Source organism: Streptomyces sp. NBC_01198 (genome assembly GCF_036010485.1).
Classification (GTDB): Bacteria; Actinomycetota; Actinomycetes; order Streptomycetales; family Streptomycetaceae; genus Actinacidiphila.
On sequence record NZ_CP108568.1, the window covers coordinates 3598144 to 3615933 of the forward strand.

At 73.2% G+C, this 17790-nt stretch carries 10 protein-coding genes; 2 read left to right on the forward strand and 8 right to left on the reverse strand.

Translation table 11 applies throughout. The features are described from left to right. Positions 1–47 precede the first annotated feature (47 nt). From OG702_RS16180 to topA, 3 genes are all read right to left on the reverse strand, one after another. Entirely contained in the window at positions 48–3239 is a 3192-nt protein-coding gene (locus tag OG702_RS16180; RefSeq protein ID WP_327289589.1) for a BTAD domain-containing putative transcriptional regulator, read from the reverse strand. A 685-nt stretch (positions 3240–3924) separates the two neighbouring features. Then, the gene (gene tmk, locus OG702_RS16185; protein ID WP_327289590.1) at positions 3925–7071 is read right to left on the reverse strand and encodes a dTMP kinase; all 3147 of its coding nucleotides are present in this window, start codon (positions 7069–7071) and stop codon (positions 3925–3927) included. Between the two features lie 461 nt (positions 7072–7532). Next, positions 7533–10328: a type I DNA topoisomerase gene (gene topA / locus OG702_RS16190; protein WP_327289591.1), complete on the reverse strand. Its 2796-nt coding sequence runs from the start codon at positions 10326–10328 to the stop codon at positions 7533–7535. A 301-nt stretch (positions 10329–10629) separates the two neighbouring features. On the opposite strand from topA, the gene OG702_RS16195 reads away from it, so the two are divergent. Both OG702_RS16195 and OG702_RS16200 read left to right on the forward strand, forming a co-directional pair. Continuing rightward, on the forward strand, positions 10630–11178 hold the full coding sequence (locus tag OG702_RS16195; RefSeq protein ID WP_327289592.1) for a hypothetical protein: 549 nt from the start codon (positions 10630–10632) through the stop codon (positions 11176–11178). Positions 11179–11185: 7 nt separating this feature from the next. Continuing rightward, a complete protein-coding gene (locus OG702_RS16200; protein WP_327289593.1) occupies positions 11186–11614 on the forward strand; it encodes a DUF2752 domain-containing protein in 429 nt (142 codons plus the stop codon). Positions 11615–11663: 49 nt separating this feature from the next. On the opposite strand, the gene OG702_RS16205 is transcribed toward OG702_RS16200, so the two are convergent. From OG702_RS16205 to bldG, 5 genes are all read right to left on the reverse strand, one after another. Then, on the reverse strand, positions 11664–13241 hold the full coding sequence (locus OG702_RS16205) for a class I SAM-dependent methyltransferase (protein WP_327289594.1): 1578 nt from the start codon (positions 13239–13241) through the stop codon (positions 11664–11666). Positions 13242–13335: 94 nt separating this feature from the next. Beyond that, complete coding sequence (locus OG702_RS16210; protein WP_327289595.1) at positions 13336–13917, reverse strand: small secreted protein; 582 nt, start codon at positions 13915–13917, stop codon at positions 13336–13338. 249 nt (positions 13918–14166) lie between these two features. Then, the gene (locus OG702_RS16215) at positions 14167–16566 is read right to left on the reverse strand and encodes a sodium-translocating pyrophosphatase (protein ID WP_327289596.1); all 2400 of its coding nucleotides are present in this window, start codon (positions 16564–16566) and stop codon (positions 14167–14169) included. Between the two features lie 269 nt (positions 16567–16835). Then, positions 16836–17249: an ATP-binding protein gene (locus OG702_RS16220; RefSeq protein WP_327289597.1), complete on the reverse strand. Its 414-nt coding sequence runs from the start codon at positions 17247–17249 to the stop codon at positions 16836–16838. An 81-nt stretch (positions 17250–17330) separates the two neighbouring features. Further along, entirely contained in the window at positions 17331–17672 is a 342-nt protein-coding gene (gene bldG, locus OG702_RS16225; RefSeq protein WP_031520166.1) for an anti-sigma factor antagonist BldG, read from the reverse strand. Positions 17673–17790: the final 118 nt, after the last annotated feature.

Sequence of the window (17790 nt, forward strand, 5' to 3'; positions counted from 1 at the left end):
CAGTATTCCTTGAAGCCTCAATGACACAAGACCCGGCCGGTGACCCGCTATTCCCGCCCGGTCTCCGCGCCGCTGACGGCGTTGGCGGCGCTGCCGCCGGCCAGCACCGCGACCAGCGCCGCGGCCTGATCCCTGCCCAGGTCCGCGCCACGCCCGCGGACCCCGGCGATCTCCGCCGCGGTCAACGCGGTGGCCGCCCGTGCGACCACCGCGTCGGCCGCCTCCTGCTCGGGCACGCTGCGCGGCGCCGGCCCCCGTACGGCGTCCGAGGCGGCCAGCAGCACCACGGCGGTCCTGGAGTCGCCGAGCGCCGTCAGCACCTCGGCCGCCACGTCCAGCAGCGCGCCGAGGATCTGCTCGGTGCACCCCTCGGCCAGCGCCGCCCGCATCGCCTCGTCCACCACCGTCAGCGCCGAGCGCGGGTCGCCCTCGGCCACCGCGATCCGGGCCGCCAGGCCGCCGAGCACCGCGCGGAACATCGGCGGCGGCGAGCCGTCCGAGATGTGCCTCGCCGCGAGCTCCCACACCTGCCGCGCCCGCCGCACCTCCCCGTGCCGCAGCAGTAACGTGGCCTGCAGGTAGCGGACATACGTGCGGGCGTCCCACACCGAGTAGCGCTCGGCCTCCTCGTCGGCGCGGGCCAGCAGCCGGCCGGCGGTCTCGTCGTCGCCGGCCCGGTAGGCCACCTCGCTCAGCCGCGCCACCAGGAAGGCGGCCTCGGCGATCGCCCCCAGCTCCCGGCCCAGCCGGTGCGCCGCCTCCAGGTCCGCGCGCGCCGCCGCGTAGTCGCCGCGTGCCATCGCGATCTCACCGCCTGCGCTGTGCACCTGGGATCGGACCCAGCGGTCGCCGAGCCGTTCGGTCAGCGTCTCCAGCTCGGCCCGGGTCTCCTCGGCGTAGGCGAGCCCGCCGGGCGAGTCCACCGCCACATGGGTGCGGAACATCAGCGCCACCGCCAGCTCCCAGTCACCGCCGTAGGCGCGGCAGTTGGCCACCACCACCTCGGTGTGACGGCGGATCTCCATCGGGCCGCCGAGCAGATACGCGGTGAAGGGCCACAGCAGCCCGGGAAAACGCGCGGCCGCAGGACCGCCTTCCCCGTACACCTTCGCCAGCGCCTCCGCCGTCGCGACCGACTCCGGTGTCGACAGCTGCTCCTCCGCCGCGTGGTCGCTCTTGACGAAGAACAGCAGCATCCTGGCGTCGACGCGCGGCCAGTACAGCGGGTCGGCCGGGTGCGGCAGCGGATCACCGCCCATCGCGACCACCCGCTCCAGCCAGCCGTTCGCCTCGTCCCGGTAGTTGCGCAGCCACCAGAACCAGCCCATCGCCAGCACGATGGCCAGCGCGTCGGGCTCCTCGCCCGCCTCGATCGTGCGCTGCAACGCCGCCCGCACGTTGTCCAGTTCGGTCTCCAGCACCTCCAGCCAGCGCAACTGGTCCGTGCCGCGCAGCTCCGGATCCGCGGTCCGTGCCAGGTCGCGGTAGTGGACGGTGTGGCGGCGCGCGGCCCGCGCCAGGTCCGCAGGCCGGGCGGCGGCCCGCTCGGCGGCGTATTCGTGGATGGTCTCCAGCAGCCGGTAGCGCGCCTGCGGTCCGTCCTGCCCCGCGGGCGCCGGCAGCAGGTCGGCCACCACCAGGGACTTGTCGACCAGTTGCGCGACCGTCTCCAGCGCGTCGGGGCCGCACACCGCCTCCGCCGCCGCCAGGGTGCAGCCCCCGGCGAAGACGCTCAGCGCGCACAGCGCCGTACGCTCCGGCCCGGTCAGCAGGTCCCAGCTCCAGTCCACCACCGCGCGCAGGGTCTGCTGCCGCGGCAGGACCGTACGGCTGCCGCTGGTCAGCAGCCGGAACCGGTCGTCGAGGCGGTCGGCGATCTGCCGGGGTGACAGCGCGCGCAACCGGGCCGCGGCCAGCTCGATCGCCAACGGCAGCCCGTCGAGCCGCCGGCAGATCTCCCGCACCGCCACCGCGTCGGGCCCGCCATCGGCGTCCCCGTAGGGCGCCGCGCCCGGCCGGACCGCCGCCGCCCGCTCGGCGAACAGCCGATACGCCGTCGGCGGCGGCAACGGCTCCACCGGCCGCACCACCTCGCCCGGCACGCCCAGCGGCTCCCTGCTGGTGGCCAGCACCGTCACCCCCGGGCACGCGGCGAGCAGCTCGGCGGTCAGCACGGCCGCGCCGACGATCACGTGCTCGCAGTTGTCGAGCACCAGCAGCAGCCGGCGCCGCCCGCAGTATTCGACCAGCCGCTCCACCGGATCGTCCGCATACGACTCGCTCCGCAGCAGGCCCGGCGCCAGCACCTGGGCCTCGCGCCGGCCCAGCGCGCTGAGCACTGCGTGCGGGATCGCCGCCGGGTCGTCCAGCGGGGCCAGCTCGGCGAGCCACACACCGTCGGGAAAGCCGCCTGCGGCCGCCTCAGCGGCCTCCTGGGCCAGCCGGGTCTTCCCGGACCCGCCCGGCCCCGTCAAGGTCACCAGGCGGGCCTCCGCGACGTCCTGACGGATGTCCCGCAGATCCGCCTCCCGGCCCACGAAGCTGGTCAGCCTGGCCCGCAGGTTCCCGGCCGCCGGGGCCGCGGGGCGCGGCGCGGGCTGCCGCAGCAGGTCCGCGTGCAGGGCCCGCAGCTCCGGGCCGGGGTCCGCGCCCAGCGCCTCCGCCAGCGCCGCCCTGGTCTCCTCGTACGCCACCACCGCGTCCGCGGTCTGCCCCGCCGCGCGCAACGCCCTGATCAGCTGCGCCCTGAACGCCTCGTCCAGCGGATGCGCCGCCACCGCCTCCCGCAGCGCCGGCAGCACGTCGGCGGCCCTGCCCAGCGCCAGATCCGCCTCGATGCGCAGCCGCCGCGCCGTACGGTGCAACGCCTCCGGCCGGGCCGCGGCCGCCGCGCGGTCCGGCAGATCCGCCAGCGCCGGGCCGCGCCACAGCGCCAGAGCGCTTGCCAGCACCCCTGCGGCCTTCTGCGGGTCTCCGCCGGCCAGCGCCGCGTCGCCCTCCTGGACCAGCCGCTCGAACTCGTGCATGTCCACGGCGTCGCGCCCCGCCGCCAGACGGTAGCCCCCCGGCTCCGACGCCACGGCCTCCCGGCCCAGCGCCCGGCGCACCCGGGCCACCAGCGCCTGCAGCGCGCCTGCAGCGTCGGCGGGCGGGTCCCCCGCCCACACCTGGGCGATCAGCGTCTCGGCGGGTACGGGTCGGCCGGCGTCGACGGACAGCGCGGCGACGAGTGCCCGCACCCGTCCCCCGCCCAGGGCCACGGGCGTCCCGCCCGGACCCTGCACCTCGGTAACGCCCAACACCAAATACCGCACCCGCGCATTCTCCCGCCCTCAGCCCGGCCCCGGCTGCCGGGCCCCTGACGGGGCGGTCACTTTCCGGGGGTTCCCGGCACCCGGGGATTGCCACCTGCGGTGGCACGGTGCCTCCACCGGGGGCTTGGTTGCGCGCCCAGTTCCCCCGCGCCCTGGGGGGGTTGCCACTTGCGCTGGCACACAGCCCTCACCACCATCGTGGCTGGTCGCGCAGTTCCCCGCGCCCCCGGGTGGGTGCCACTTGCGGTGGCACGGCACGTCCACGCCGACGGTGGTTGCGCGCGCAGTTCCCCGCGCCCCTCGGAAGTTGCCGCTTGCGCTGGCACGCAACCCGTACCACCGTCGTGGCTGGTCGCGCAGTTCCCCGCGCCCCCGAGAGGTCACCCTCCTCCGCAGAGGGCAAGCCAAAAGGGGCGCGAGGAACTGCGCGCGCAACCACGAAGGCGCCGCAGCGAAAAGCCCAGCGCAAGGGGCCAATCACCCAGGGGCGCGGGGAACTGCGCGACCAGCCACAACGCGCCCGCAGGCAGGCACCGCACCGCAAGAGGCAGGACCCCAGGGGCGCGGGGAACTGCGCGGGCGGGGGGGGAGGGGGCGGACCCCCCTCGGGTCAGGGGCGGCGGCGGGGGTCGTCCTCGTCGTGCCGTCCCAGAAGCTCGTCCGCAAGCGTCGGCAGATCGTCGAGCGGCGTCTCCTCCGCCCAGTCCGGCCGCGGCCGCGGCTTGGGCGCCGGGGAGTGGACCGCGGGAAGCTCCCGCGTCCGCTCGGTCTCGCCCGACTCGGGCCGGAAGAGCCACGGCGGCACCCGGTCCGCCGGGTCGGCGTCAGTGGCCGTACCCGGCACCGGCGGCAGCACGGCCGTCTCGTCGTCGGAGGCGGGCTCCGCCTGGACCGCCGGCAGGACCGCCGTCTCGTCGGAAGCGGAGTCCGGGCCTGATGTCCGGCGCTCGGACGACCCGCTGTCGGACGACCGGTTGTCGGAGGACCCGCCCTCGGACGACCCGCCCTCGGAGCTGTCACCCTCCGAGGAATCCGGCTCCCGCTCCGGTACGACCGGCGGCAGCACCGTCGTGGTCTCGGAGGAGTCCGAGGACGGCTCGTCCTCGGGTACCACCGGCGTCACGACGGTCGTCTCGTCCGTCTGGCGCTTCTCCTCGTCCGGACCGGCCGAATCCGCGGCAGCGGCCCGCGCCGCCTCCGCGCGGAGGAGCGCCTCCTCCGCCTTGCGCTGCTTCTCCAGCCGCCGCGCCTCCGCCTCGGAGCGCAGCCTGGCCTGCTCCTCGGCGAGCCGCCGCAGCCTGGCCTGCTCGGCCTCCCTGGCAGCGGTCTCCGCCGCGACCCGCGCGGCCTCCTCGGCGGCGAGCCGGTCGGCCTCCTCCTGGCGGCGGCGCTCAACCTCCGCCTCCTGCGCGGCCTTGCGCTCGGCGATCTCCTGCCGGGCGGCCTCCTCCGCGGCGACCCGCCGTTCCTCCTCCTCGCGGTGCAGCTTCTCCAGTTGCGCCTGCCGCTCGCGCTCCGCGCGCTCGGCCTCCGCCTTGCGGGCGGCTTCCTCGGCGGCGAGCCGCGCCGCCTCTTCCACGGCCTTGCGCTCGGCCTCGGCGCGGGCCTCGATCTCCTGCTCCGACAGCGGGAGGACCTCGTCGAGCCGGTGGCGTATCACCCTGGTGACGGCGTCCGGGTCCTGGCTGGCGTCGATGACGAGGTAGCGGGCGGGGTCGGCGGCGGCGAGGGTGAGGAAGCCGGCGCGCACCCGCTGGTGGAATTCCGGCGGTTCGGATTCGAGCCGGTCGGGCGCCTCGGTGAAGCGCTCCCTGGCCGTCTCGGGCGACACGTCGAGCAGCACGGTCAGGTGGGCGACGAGCCCGTCGGTGGCCCAGCGGTTGATGCGGGCGATCTCGGTCGGCGCCAGGTCGCGCCCGGCGCCCTGGTAGGCGACGGCCGAGTCGATGTAGCGGTCGGAGATGACCACGGCGCCGCGGGCCAGCGCCGGCCGGACGACCGTGTCGATGTGCTCGGCGCGGTCGGCGGCGTAGAGCAGCGCTTCGGTGCGGGGCGAGATACCGCCGGACGACACGTCGAGCAGGATCGACCGCAGCCGCTTGCCGACGGCGGTGGCGCCGGGCTCGCGGGTGACGACGACTTCGTGGCCCTTGGCGCGGATCCAGCTCGCGAGCGCTTCGACCTGGGTGGACTTGCCGGCCCCGTCGCCGCCTTCGACGGCGATGAAGAAGCCGGTGGGGGCGGGCGCGGCGGCCGGTTCCGCGCCGCGCAGCGCCTCGCGCAGGTCGCGGCGCAGCGGTACGCCGCTGCGGTCGTCGGTCTTGCCGAGCACGAGTGCGGCGATGGGCAGCAGCAGCGCGCCGACCAGCATCAGGGTGTAGGCGGCGCCGGCGTGGTCGAAGGTGAAGCGGCCGTTGTCGATGCGGTGCGGGCCGATGGCGGCGGCCAGCAGCGGAGCGCAGATCGCGGCGACGCCGAGCGCGGCCCCCGCCACGGCCCGCAGGTGCTCCGCGGTCCTGGCCCGCTGGGTCTCCTCGGCTTCCTGCTCGACGAGCAGGTGCCCGGCGTTGGCGCTGACGCCGCCGGCGAGGCCGGCCAGCAGCGCCAGCAGCAGCACGGTGGTCGGGTCGGGGACCAGGCCGGTGAGCAGCAGCGCCACGCCCGTGACGCCGATCGCCAGCGCCAGCAGGCGTCGCCTGGACAACCCGGGCAGCGTACGGGGAGCCACCCGGATGCCGACCACGGTGCCCGCGGTCAGCGCGAGGACGAGCAGGCCGAATCCGGTCGGTCCGAAGCCCAGTGCCGCCGCGTGCAGGACCGCCACGGCGACCGCCGCGGCGATGGCGCCGGCGACCGCGGCGGTGGACAGCACCAGCAGCGGCAGCGTGCCGGTCCTGCCGTTCTCCGCGCCCGCGGGCCCCTTGGGCAGCCGCAGCCCTTCGAGCGGTGAGCGCGGCCTGGCCGGGGTGCCCGACGGGAGTTCGAGAGCGGAGAGCACCGCGATCGAGGACGAGAACAGGCCGGCGGCGACGTAGGAGGACAGCGCGACCTGGTGCAGGTCGAACCAGTTGACGCCGGTCGCCAGCAGCGTGTTGATCAGCGTGACGACCACCATCGCGGCGGCGGCCAGCGGCAGTGCGACGAAGCTCGTCCGCAGGTCGAGCCGGTGCAGCGTGGCCAGGTTGTCGCGCGCGGGCCGTACCGAGGTGTCCCCCGGAGCCGGCAGCAGTCCGGGCGCGGCGCCGTCCTTGGCGACGGCCCACAGCCGCTCGGCGATCCCGGCGACGAAGGCGGTGCCCAGCAGCCACAGGTGCGCGGAGTCCCGCGACCAGGTGATCCACAGCGGCGCGACGATGAACAGCGCCAGGCGTACGCCGTCGGCGCCCATCATGGTCCAGCGGCGGTCCAGCGGTCCGCTCTCCGCGGTCGCCGCGGACAGCGGGCCGAGCAGGACCGCGCCGAACAGCACCGTCGCCACGAGGCGGGCCGCGAACACCGCGGCCGTCGCCAGCGCCACTCCGCGGTAGCCACCGCCGAAGGCGTGCGCGGCGGCCGTGGCCTGCACCGTCAGCAGGAGCAGCACCAGCAGGCCGAGGCGGTCCGCGACCGCTCCGGTGAGCTGGGCGTTCCACAGCTTCCGCAACGCCGGGATCTTCAGCAGGGCGCCCACCGCGCGGTCCCGTGAATCCGCCGCCAAGTCGCCCGCGAAGGCGGGCGTGACGTCAGCGGGCTGCGGTGGCTGCTCGGATCGCGTCATCCCAACAGCCTATCGCCCATCCGGGCCCACTCCGCTGCCACATCCCACCCCCTCCGGGCTGCGCTTCCCCCCGGCGGCCGCGCCTCCCCGCCAGGCGGTGGCCACCACCGACCAGAGGGGGCTGTTGCTGTCGAAGCCGGACCACCCGCCGGTGGAGGGCTGAGCGCGCAGTTCCCCGCGCCGCCAATCGGGCACCACCCCGCCGAAGAGGGCAGCCCACCAGGGGCGCGAAGAACTGCGCGACCAGCCCACCACGATGGCGCGGGCCGCCACCGACCCGAAGGGGCTGTTGCTGTCGAAGCCGGACCACCCGCCGGCGGGTGGCAGAGCGCGCCGTTCCCCGCGACCCCATCAGGCACCCCCCGCGCAAGGGAACCGCGCACAACCACCGCGGCCGGCGGAATCGGCGCACCCCTGTCGCAGGGGAACCGCGGACCCCGGGCGCCCGGGGAGGGGGCGGGCTAGTCCGCGGACGGGGCGGACTTCTTCGCCGTCGTCTTCTTCGCGGCCGAAGCCGCCTTCTTCGCGGGCGCCGCCTTCTTGGCGGGGGCCTTCTTCGCCGCGGCCTTCTTCGCCGGCGCAGCCTTCTTCTTGGCCGGCCCCTTCGCCCGCTTCTCCGCGAGGAGTTCGTAGCCGCGCTCCGGGGTGATCGACTCGACCTCGTCGTCGCGGCGGAGTGTCGCGTTGGTCTCGCCGTCGGTCACGTAGGGACCGAAGCGGCCGTCCTTGACGACGACGGGCCGCTCGCTGACCGGGTCGGTGCCGAGTTCCTTCAGCGGGGGCTTGGCCGCCGCGCGCCCGCGCTGCTTGGGCTGCGCGTAGATGGCCAGCGCCTCGTCGAGGGTGATGGTGAAGAGCTGGTCCTCGGTCTCCAGCGAGCGCGAGTCCGTGCCCTTCTTCAGATACGGCCCGTAGCGGCCGTTCTGCGCGGTGATCTCGACACCCTCCGCGTCGGTCCCGACGACGCGCGGCAGCGACATCAGCCGGAGCGCGTCCTCCAGGGTGACCGTGTCGAGGGTCATCGACTTGAAGAGCGAGGCGGTCCGCGGCTTGATCGCGTTCTTGCCGGTCTTCGGGGTGTCCTCGGGCAGGATCTCGGTGACGTAGGGGCCGTAGCGCCCGTCCTTGGCGACGATCGGGCGGCCGCTTGCCGGGTCGGTGCCGAGCTCGAAGTCGCCGCTGGGGCGGGCGAAGAGCTCCTCGGCGTATTCGACGTCGAGCTCGTCGGGCGGCAGGTCGTCGGGGACGTCGGAGCGGCGGTGGTCCTCCTCGCCGCGTTCGCCCTTCTCGACGTAGGGGCCGTAGCGGCCGACCCGCAGCACGATGCCGTCGCCGACCGGGAAGGAGGAGATCTCCCGGGCGTCGATGGCGCCGAGGTCCTCGACGAGTTCCTTGAGGCCGCCGAGGTGGTCGCCGTCGCTGCCCGGCGAGGCCGCGGCCGCGCCCGGGTCGTCGGCGCCGAAGTAGAAGCGGCGCAGCCACGGCACGGACTGGGCCTCGCCGCGGGCGATGCGGTCGAGGTCGTCCTCCATGGAGGCGGTGAAGTCGTAGTCGACGAGCCAGCCGAAGTGCTTCTCCAGCAGGTTGACCACGGCGAAGGACAGGAAGGTGGGGACGAGCGCGGTGCCCTTCTTGAAGACGTAGCCGCGGTCCAGGATCGTGCCCAGGATGGTGGCGTAGGTCGACGGGCGGCCGATCTCGCGCTCTTCCAGCTCCTTGACCAGCGACGCCTCGGTGTAGCGGGCGGGCGGCTTGGTGGAGTGGCCGTCGGCGGTGATCTGCTCGGCGGTGAGCGGGTCGCCCTCGGCGACCTGCGGCAGCCGGCGCTCGCGGTCGTCGAGTTCGGCGTTGGGGTCGTCGGCGCCCTCGACGTAGGCCTTGAGGAAGCCGTGGAAGGTGATGATCTTGCCGGACGCGCTGAATTCGGCGTCCCTGCCGTCCGCGGAGGTGCCGCCGACCTTGACGGTGACGGACTGGCCGACCGCGTCCTTCATCTGGGAGGCGACGGTCCGCATCCAGATCAGCTCGTAGAGCCGGAACTGGTCGCCGGTCAGGCCGGTCTCCGCGGGGGTGCGGAAGCGGTCGCCTGAGGGGCGGATCGCCTCGTGCGCCTCCTGCGCGTTCTTGACCTTGCCGGTGTGGACGCGGGGCTTGTCCGGCAGGTAGTCGGCGCCGTAGAGCTGCGTGACCTGGGCGCGGGCGGCGCGGATCGCGGTCTCGGAGAGCGTCGTGGAGTCGGTACGCATGTAGGTGATGAAGCCGTTCTCGTACAGCTTCTGGGCGACCTGCATGGTGGCCTTCGCGCCGAAGCCGAGCTTGCGCGACGCCTCCTGCTGGAGGGTGGTGGTGCGGAAGGGCGCGTAGGGCGAGCGGCGGTACGGCTTGGACTCGACGCTGCGGACCGAGAACCGCGTGTCGGCGAGCGCCGCGGCCAGGGCGCGGGCGGCGGCCTCGTCGAGCTGCAGGACGGTGGCGCCGCCCTTGAGCGCGCCGGTGGCGGCGTCGAAGTCGCGGCCCTGGGCGACGCGGCGGCCGTCGACGGAGACGAGCCGGGCGTTGAGCGTGGAGGGGTCGGTGGCGTCACCGCTGCGGCCGGTGTCGAAGACGCCGGTCAGGTCCCAGTATTCGGCGGAGCGGAAGGCCATGCGCTCGCGTTCCCGCTCGACGACGAGCCGGGTGGCCACCGACTGGACGCGGCCGGCCGACAGCCGCGGCATGACCTTCTTCCACAGCACGGGGGAGACCTCGTAGCCGTAGAGCCGGTCGAGGATTCTGCGGGTCTCCTGGGCGTCGACGAGCCGCTGGTTCAGTTCCCGCGGATTGCGGACGGCTTCCTGGATGGCGTCCTTGGTGATCTCGTGGAAGACCATCCGGTGCACCGGGACCTTGGGCTTGAGGATTTCCTGCAAATGCCAGGCGATCGCCTCGCCCTCGCGGTCCTCATCGGTGGCCAGGAATAGTTCGTCGGAGTCCTTGAGAAGCTCCTTGAGCTTCTTGACCTGTGCCTTCTTATCCGCGTTGACGACGTAGATCGGCTGGAAGTCGCTGTCCACATTGACGCCGAGCCGTGCCCACGGCTGGCCCTTGTACTCCGCCGGCACTTCGGCGGCCCCGTTGGGGAGGTCGCGGATGTGCCCGACGCTGGCCTCGACGACGTATCCAGGACCGAGATAGCCCTTGATCGTCTTCGCCTTGGCGGGCGACTCGACAATGACGAGTCGGCGGCCGGCCGGTGCGGTCTCGCGGGTCGGGGACAACTTCGCTCTTCTCTCCGGTTCGAAGGGGTGACGCTGCGGAGTGTGACCGTACCTCCCGGTCCTGTGTCAAACGGGAAAAGTCAACAACGCCATCCGAACGGTAACCCGACAAGCGGCCTGTCTGCCGCATGGACGGGTCATGTCAGATGTTCGGTGCGACGCCCGGTACCCGCCGGGGGGTGAACCGCGGCCGGATACGACGGGGAGCGCGACGCGGCGGGCGGGGACTGCAAGGATGGTCGGGAGCAACCAGCCGCGCCGCCCGTTCGCGTCGCCGGCAGACGTAGCGCAGGGGGATCGGATGTCCGACCAGAATCCGTACGGGGACCACCACCTCTACGGCAGCAGCGCGCCGCAGGATCCGCAGGCCCGCAAGCCCGCGCCGCCGGCGTATCAGCCGACGCTGCCGGCGATGCCCGGCTACGGCGTCCCGCTGCGGGGTCCCGAGCCGGTGGCCCAGGGGCAGGGCTGGCAGCACGGCGGCGGATCGCAGCAGTACGGCCCCGGCGCGACGCTGCTGACCATCGGCGACATCGCGGTGACCGAGACCGGCATCATGACCCCGGCCGGGCTGCTGCCGCTGCGCGGCGCGGTGTGGACGGTGTCGGACATGTCGCGGACGGAGTCCAAGACGCCGACCTACGCGATCGTGCTGGCCGTCGTCTTCGCGCTGGCCTGCCTGCTCGGGCTGCTCTTCCTGCTGATCAAGGACGACGTGACGACCGGTTTCGCCCAGGTGACGGTCAACAGCGGCGGCAAATACCACGCCGTGCTGATCCCGGTGCGCGGCCCGCAGGACATCTATGCGATCACCCAGCAGGTCAACTACGCCCGCAGCCTGAGCGCGTGACCCGCAGATGACGACCGCGGGTGCCGGTGGGGCCGGCGGCTCCAGGTCGCTGCGGCGCCTCGCGGCGCACCCGGCCGCCGCGCCGCTGGGCGCGCTGGCCGCGGCCCTGGCCGGGTCGCTGTATCTGTACGGCACCGACCCGCACCAGCCGGGCCACTGGCTGCCGCGCTGTCCCTTCAACTGGGCCACCGGACTGCTGTGCCCCATCTGCGGTGCCACTCGTATGGCGTACGACCTGCTGCACGCCGACCCGGTGCGGGCCTTCCACGACAACGCGCTGCTGCTGCTCTGCACGCCCTTCCTGCTCGCGGTCGCCGGGCGCTGGGCCGTGGCGGGGCTGCGCGGGCGGCGCTGGCGTCCGGTGCTGGGCGCACGGGCGTCGTACGCGGTCGGGGCGGTGCTGGTGGCGTGGGCGGTGCTGCGGAACCTGCGCTGAGTCCCCGCCGGGCGGCACGGGCGGACTGAGGTCACGGCCGTGCTGAGCATCACAGCCGCGGGTCGACGTCCCCGGTCACGGCTCCGGTGCCGGGGCCGGCCATGGGCTCGGTCACGGGGTCGAGGAAGCCCTGCTCGACCAGCATCCGGATGGAGCCGGGCGTACGGTCGCGCAGCACCACCGGGTCCTCGCCGAGCAGTTGGGCGATGGCGTCCACGATCCGGCCGGCCGGCAGCGTACCGTCGCAGACCCCGGCGAAGCCGGCCCCGACGGTGTCGACCTTGGTGGCCCTGCGCATGCCGCGGGCCGAGCGCAGCACCACGTGCTCCGGGTCCTCGGCTCCGGGCAGCCCGACCTGCTCCTGCACCACCTCGTCGGCGAGCGTGAAGCGGGCGTCGAGCAGGTCGGCGTCGTCGTGGCGGCGCAGGAAGTCCTGCCGGGCGAACCACGCGGCAATGTGCGGGCCGAGCGGCTGCTCCACCGGGTGCGGCCACTCCTCCGCGGTGATCACCGGCACCTCGGCGCCCGTCTTGCGCAAGGTGATCCAGCCGAAGCCGACCCCGCTGACCTTGGCCCGCTCGAAGTCGTCGAGCCAGGCGTCGTAACGGGCGGCGTAGGCCGCCGGGTCGCCGTGGTGGTCGCCGCCGTCGCGCAGCCACAGTTCGGCGTACTGGGCGACGTCCTGCACCTCGCGCTGCACGATCCAGGCGTCGCAGCCGCGCGGCACCCAGCTGCTGAGGCGTTCGCGCCAGTCCTGGCCGTCGGTGTGCTGCCAGTTGGCGAGCAGCTGGCACCAGCCGCCGTCGTTGAGGTGGTCGGCGGCCTGCTGGACCAGGGTGCGGCACAGGTCGTCGCCGCCCATACCGCCGTCCCGGTAGGTGAACCGGCTGCCGGGCGAGATGACGAAGGGCGGGTTGGACACGATCAGGTCGTAGCGCTCGTCGCCGACCGGCTCGAACAGGCTGCCGCGCCGCAGGTCGGGCTCGTGCGCGCCGGACAGCGCGAGGGTCAGCCGGGCGAAGTGCAGGGCGCGCGGGTTGACGTCGGTGGCCGTGACCCGGGTCGCGTGCCGGGCGGCGTGCAGCGCCTGGACGCCGGAGCCGGTGCCCAGGTCGAGGGCGCTGCCGACCGGTTCGCGTACGGTCAGCCCGGCCAGCGTCGTGGACGCGCCGCCGACGCCGAGCACCAGGTCGGCGCGGTCCACGCCGGGCGCGCCGCCGATGCCGCCGGCGCCGCCGACCGCGCAGCCCAGGTCGGACACGATCCACCAGTCGGCGCCGCCGTCCCCGGCGTAGGGGCGTACGTCGACGGTGGCGCGTACCTCGTCGCCGTCGCGCAGCAGCCAGCCGTCCGCCGTGTAGCCGTCGAGCCCGGGGAGCGCGGCGCGGGCTGCCGCGTAGGGGACGGGGCGCTGCAGCAGGAAGAGCCTGACCAGCGTCTCCAGCGGGCCGTCGCCACGGGTGGCGCGCAGCGCGGGCACCGTTTCGGCGCGGGACAGCGCCGCGTAGGCGACGGCGCCGAGCAGGTCGAGGCAGCCGTCGGCCGTGAAGGCCGCGGCACGCAGGTCGTCACGCAGGGCGGGCGCGCTGTCGGGGGCGGGGAGGCGAGGCGTCTTCACACCGGCCATTGTCGCGGAAGCGCCGACGCCCGGCGCTCCGTGCGCGCGTACGCCCGCGGCCGCGGGGGCTCCGCGGCGGGGCTTGGGGGTGCGGCTGCGGCGGCTAGGAGCTGGTGGGGGACGCGGAGCCGGACACGCTCTGGCAGCCGGGCTGTTTGGCCAGCGCCTTGCCCTGGTCGCCCTGGCGCAGGGCGCTGAGCGCCTGCTCGCCGTCGGTGCTGGTCTGCTTGAAGGAGTCCGAGACGCCCTGCAGTCCGCTGGCGAACTTGTTCTGGTCGGTGGTGTCCAGCGCGTCGACCTGCTTCTTCAGGCCCGCGTACTGCGCGGACAGGGTGGTGAAGGACGACACCGCCTTCTGCTGGAACTGGTCGCCCCCGTCGCCGGGCGCGGCGCCCGCCTTGCTGAAGATGCCGGACAGCGCCTTGTAGGCGTCGGCGATCTGCTGGAAGGCGGCCGCGTCGGCGGACTGCACGTCCGCGGGCCGGCCGCCGCTGTCGACCTTGGTCAGCGCGGTGTTCGCGTCGTTGATCTTCTTGGTCTGAGCCGCGGTCTGGTCGCAGACGCCCTTCGCCCAGGCGTCCGTCTTCTTTCCCGTGTCGTCGCTCGAACACGCCGACAGCGACGACAGCGCCAGCAGCGCGCCCGCACAGGACAGCGCGGCCCCGAGCCTGTGGTTCACCTTCACCGGTTGGGTCCCTTCCGTGGCCTCACGGCCCCGGAACTTACACGGGAAGGGGGTGACGACCGCGAATCATCAGACGATTTTGCCATCATTCGTCCGATATTCAAGCCATTCGTATCAAGAGCCGGTACGGTGCCGGTCCGCAGGGCTGCCGCCTCCCCGTACGGGCGGGCGGCCGGCAGATCCGGCCACCCGCCGTACGGCTGACGGCGTGACAGATGTCACACCGCGGTCGTGGCGTCGGACGCGGGGTCAGGCGGCCACCGTGGAGCCGCTCTCCTCCCGCTGCTGCCCGCCGTCGCCGCCCGCGCCGTCCATGTCGTCGGCGCCGCCCATGGCCACGCCCCGGCGCTTGGAGATGTAGACCGCGGCCACGATGACCACGATCGACACCCCCGCCACCACGATCCGGACGGCGGGGTTGGCGTCGACGCCGTAGCTGAACTTGACCACCGCGGGGGCGATCAGCAGCGCCACCAGATTCATCACCTTCAGCAGCGGGTTGATGGCCGGGCCCGCGGTGTCCTTGAACGGGTCGCCCACGGTGTCGCCGATGACGGTCGCCTCGTGCGCCTCGCTTCCCTTGCCGCCGTGATGGCCGTCCTCGACCAGCTTCTTGGCGTTGTCCCACGCCCCGCCGGAGTTGGCGAGGAACACCGCCATCAAGGTGCCGGCGCCGATCGCCCCGGCCAGATACGACGCCAGCGAGCCGATGCCGAGGCTGAAGCCCACCGCCACCGGTGCGAGCACCGCGAGCAGGCCTGGCGTGGCGAGCTCCCGCAGCGCGTCCTTGGTGCAGATGTCCACCACCCGGCCGTATTCGGGCAGTTCCGTGCCGTCCATGATCCCCGGGTGGTCGTGGAACTGCCGGCGCACCTCGTAGACCACCGCGCCCGCCGACCGGGACACCGCGCTGATCGCCAGGCCCGAGAAGAGGAAGACCACCGCCGCGCCGAACAGCAGCCCGACCAGGTTGTTGGGCTGGGAGATGTCCAGCGACAGCCAGCGGGCGTCCCCGGCACCCGGATGCGCCTTGGCGACGGCCGTGTCGACCGCCTCCTTGAACGAGCCGAACAGCGCGGTCGCCGCCAGCACCGCCGTGGCGATCGCGATGCCCTTGGTGATGGCCTTGGTGGTGTTGCCGACCGCGTCGAGGTCGGTGAGCACCTGGGCGCCCTCGCCGTGGACGTCGCCGGACATCTCGGCGATGCCCTGCGCGTTGTCGGAGACCGGCCCGAAGGTGTCCATCGCGACGATGACGCCGACCGTGGTCAGCAGGCCGGTGCCGGCCAGCGCGACCGCGAACAGCGCCAGCCACACCGACGTGCCGCCCAGCAGGAAGGCGCCGTAGACCGACAGCCCGATCAGCAGCGCCGAGTAGACCGCGGACTCCAGGCCCAGCGAGATGCCGGACAGCACGACGGTGGCGGGGCCGGTCAGCGAGCTCTTGCCGATGTCGCGGACCGGGCGCCTGGAGGTCTCGGTGAAGTAGCCGGTGAGCTGCTGGATCAGCGCGGCCAGCACGATGCCGATGGCGACCGCCACCAGGGCCAGCACCCGCGGGTCTCCGGCGTGCCCGCTGATGTCGGCGCCCACGCCGTCCAGATCGGCGTAGGAGGACGGCAGATAGGCGTAGACGGCCACGGCGACACCGACCATCGAGATCACCGCGGAGATGAAGAAGCCGCGGTTGATGGCCGTCATGCCGCTGCGGTCGCTGCGCCGGGGTGCGACGGCGAAGATGCCGATCATCGCGGTGAGGACGCCGATCGCCGGGATGAGCAGCGGGAAGGCCAGCCCCGAGTCGCCGAACGCCACCTTGCCGAGGATCAGCGCCGCCACCAGGGTGACGGCGTAGGACTCGAACAGGTCGGCCGCCATGCCGGCGCAGTCGCCGACGTTGTCGCCCACGTTGTCCGCGATGGTCGCGGCGTTGCGCGGGTCGTCCTCGGGTATGCCCTGCTCGACCTTGCCGACCAGGTCGGCGCCCACGTCGGCGGCCTTGGTGAAGATCCCGCCGCCGACCCGCATGAACATCGCGAGCAGCGCCGCGCCGAATCCGAAGCCCTCGAGCACCTTGGGCGCGTCGGCCTTGTAGATCAGCACGACGGCGGACGCGCCGAGCAGGCCGAGTCCCACGGTGAACATTCCGACGACGCCACCGGTCCTGAATGCGATCTTCATCGCCCGGTGCGAGACGTCGGTCAAATCCGCGGCCGGTTCTCCCGGTTCCGGTGTCGCGGCTCTCGCCGCCGCGGCGACCCGCACATTGCTGCGGACCGCGAGCCACATTCCGACGTATCCGGTGATCGCCGAGAATCCGGCGCCGACCAGAAAGAAGATCGATCGGCCGATACGCTGCGAGGTGTCGTCCGCGGGAAGCAGCATGAGCAGGAAGAACGCTGCGACGGCGAAGACCGCCAGGGTGCGGAACTGCCGTGCGAGGTAGGCGTTGGCACCTTCCTGCACGGCAGCGGCGATCTTCTTCATACTGTCGGAGCCTTCGTCCGACGCGAGCACTTGACGTACCAACACCGCGGCGAGCGCCAGGGCGGCCAGTGCGACCACCGCGATGATCCATACGAGCAGGCGGTTTCCGTCAGTCAGTACCGGATCCGCTGCGAGCGTGTGAGGGGTAAGTGGCCCCGCCATTCGTCCTCCTTGACGTTTGGCGCATGGGCGTGCGGCTCCTACGGCTCGACAAAGCCGCGACGCTCAGGCGAGCTGAGCAAGATGGACGGATTGTAGGGAGCCGCAGAAGATCAAAAAAGGGTGCCCGCCGGGAATTCCCACGGTAATTGCACAGCCGGGCATTCCGGCAGGCAAGATCACCGGCCGGGCACGGGTGGTCACCGGACGGCGGAAAGGACGGCTTTCCGGCGGATTGCGAACGCGGGTCCGGGTCCGGCCCGGACCTGCTCTCAGACCGTCGTGGTCGGCCAGCTCATGCGGATCACTCCGCCGGCGGCACCCTCGATGACCTCGACGTCGTCCACCAGACCGCTGATCACGGCCAGGCCCATCTCACCCTCGTCGTCGGCGGCCTCGTCCGCGCCGGTGTCCGACGAGGAGCCGGAGGCGTTGCCGGGGACCTCGTCGGCGACCTCGATGGAGAACTTCTTCTCGTCCTCGTTGAGCATCACCCGCACCGGCGCCTCGACGCCGTTGCTGCGGTGCAGTCCGACGGCCCGGCTGCAGGCCTCGCCCACCGCGAGCCGCACCTCGTCGAGAGCCGCCTCGTCCACCCCCGCCCGGCGCGCCACGGCAGCCGCCACGAGCCGTGCTGTGCGCACATGCTCCGGCTGGGCGCTGAAGAGCAGTTCTACGGTGGGCATGGCCTCCCCCTCGGTTCTTGGGTGGGCATCACAGGGGTCCGGACGGTGTCCCGTCCGGTACCCCTTCGCTCGGGCGAAGAATCAGTCGGTCGCCGCGACAGCCTCGTCGACCGAGGTGTGAATCGGGAACACCTTGGTCAGACCGGTGATACGGAAAATCTTCAGGATGCGCTCCTGGTTGCACACCAGTCGCAGCGACCCCTCATGCGCGCGCACCCGCTTGAGGCCGCCGACGAGCACACCCAGTCCGGTGGAGTCGAGGAAATCGACTCCTTCCATGTCCACGACCAGGTGGTAACTCCCGTCGTTCACGAGCTCCACCAGCTGCTCACGCAGCTTGGGCGCGGTGTACACATCAATCTCGCCGCCGACCTCGACGATCGTGCGATCGCCGACGGTTCGGGTCGACAGGGACAGGTCCACGGATCCTCCAGCACCTTGCATCGACGCGGCTCCCCCGGGGGCCTCCCCACCGAGGAGTAGGGGCCTTCCCACCGAAGGTAGGGGAAGGACCGGCAGCCGCGATGGCATTCAATCACTT

Excerpts from the sequence above, each read along its gene's own strand:
- OG702_RS16205 (WP_327289594.1), bottom strand. The coding sequence starts at position 13,241 with ATGGCCGGTGTGAAGACGCCTCGCCTCCCCGCCCCCGACAGCGCGCCC.
- OG702_RS16195 (WP_327289592.1), top strand. The coding sequence starts at position 10,630 with ATGTCCGACCAGAATCCGTACGGGGACCACCACCTCTACGGCAGCAGC.
- OG702_RS16215 (WP_327289596.1), bottom strand. The coding sequence starts at position 16,566 with ATGGCGGGGCCACTTACCCCTCACACGCTCGCAGCGGATCCGGTACTG.
- OG702_RS16200 (WP_327289593.1), top strand. The coding sequence starts at position 11,186 with ATGACGACCGCGGGTGCCGGTGGGGCCGGCGGCTCCAGGTCGCTGCGG.
- tmk (WP_327289590.1), bottom strand. The coding sequence starts at position 7,071 with ATGACGCGATCCGAGCAGCCACCGCAGCCCGCTGACGTCACGCCCGCC.
- OG702_RS16220 (WP_327289597.1), bottom strand. The coding sequence starts at position 17,249 with ATGCCCACCGTAGAACTGCTCTTCAGCGCCCAGCCGGAGCATGTGCGC.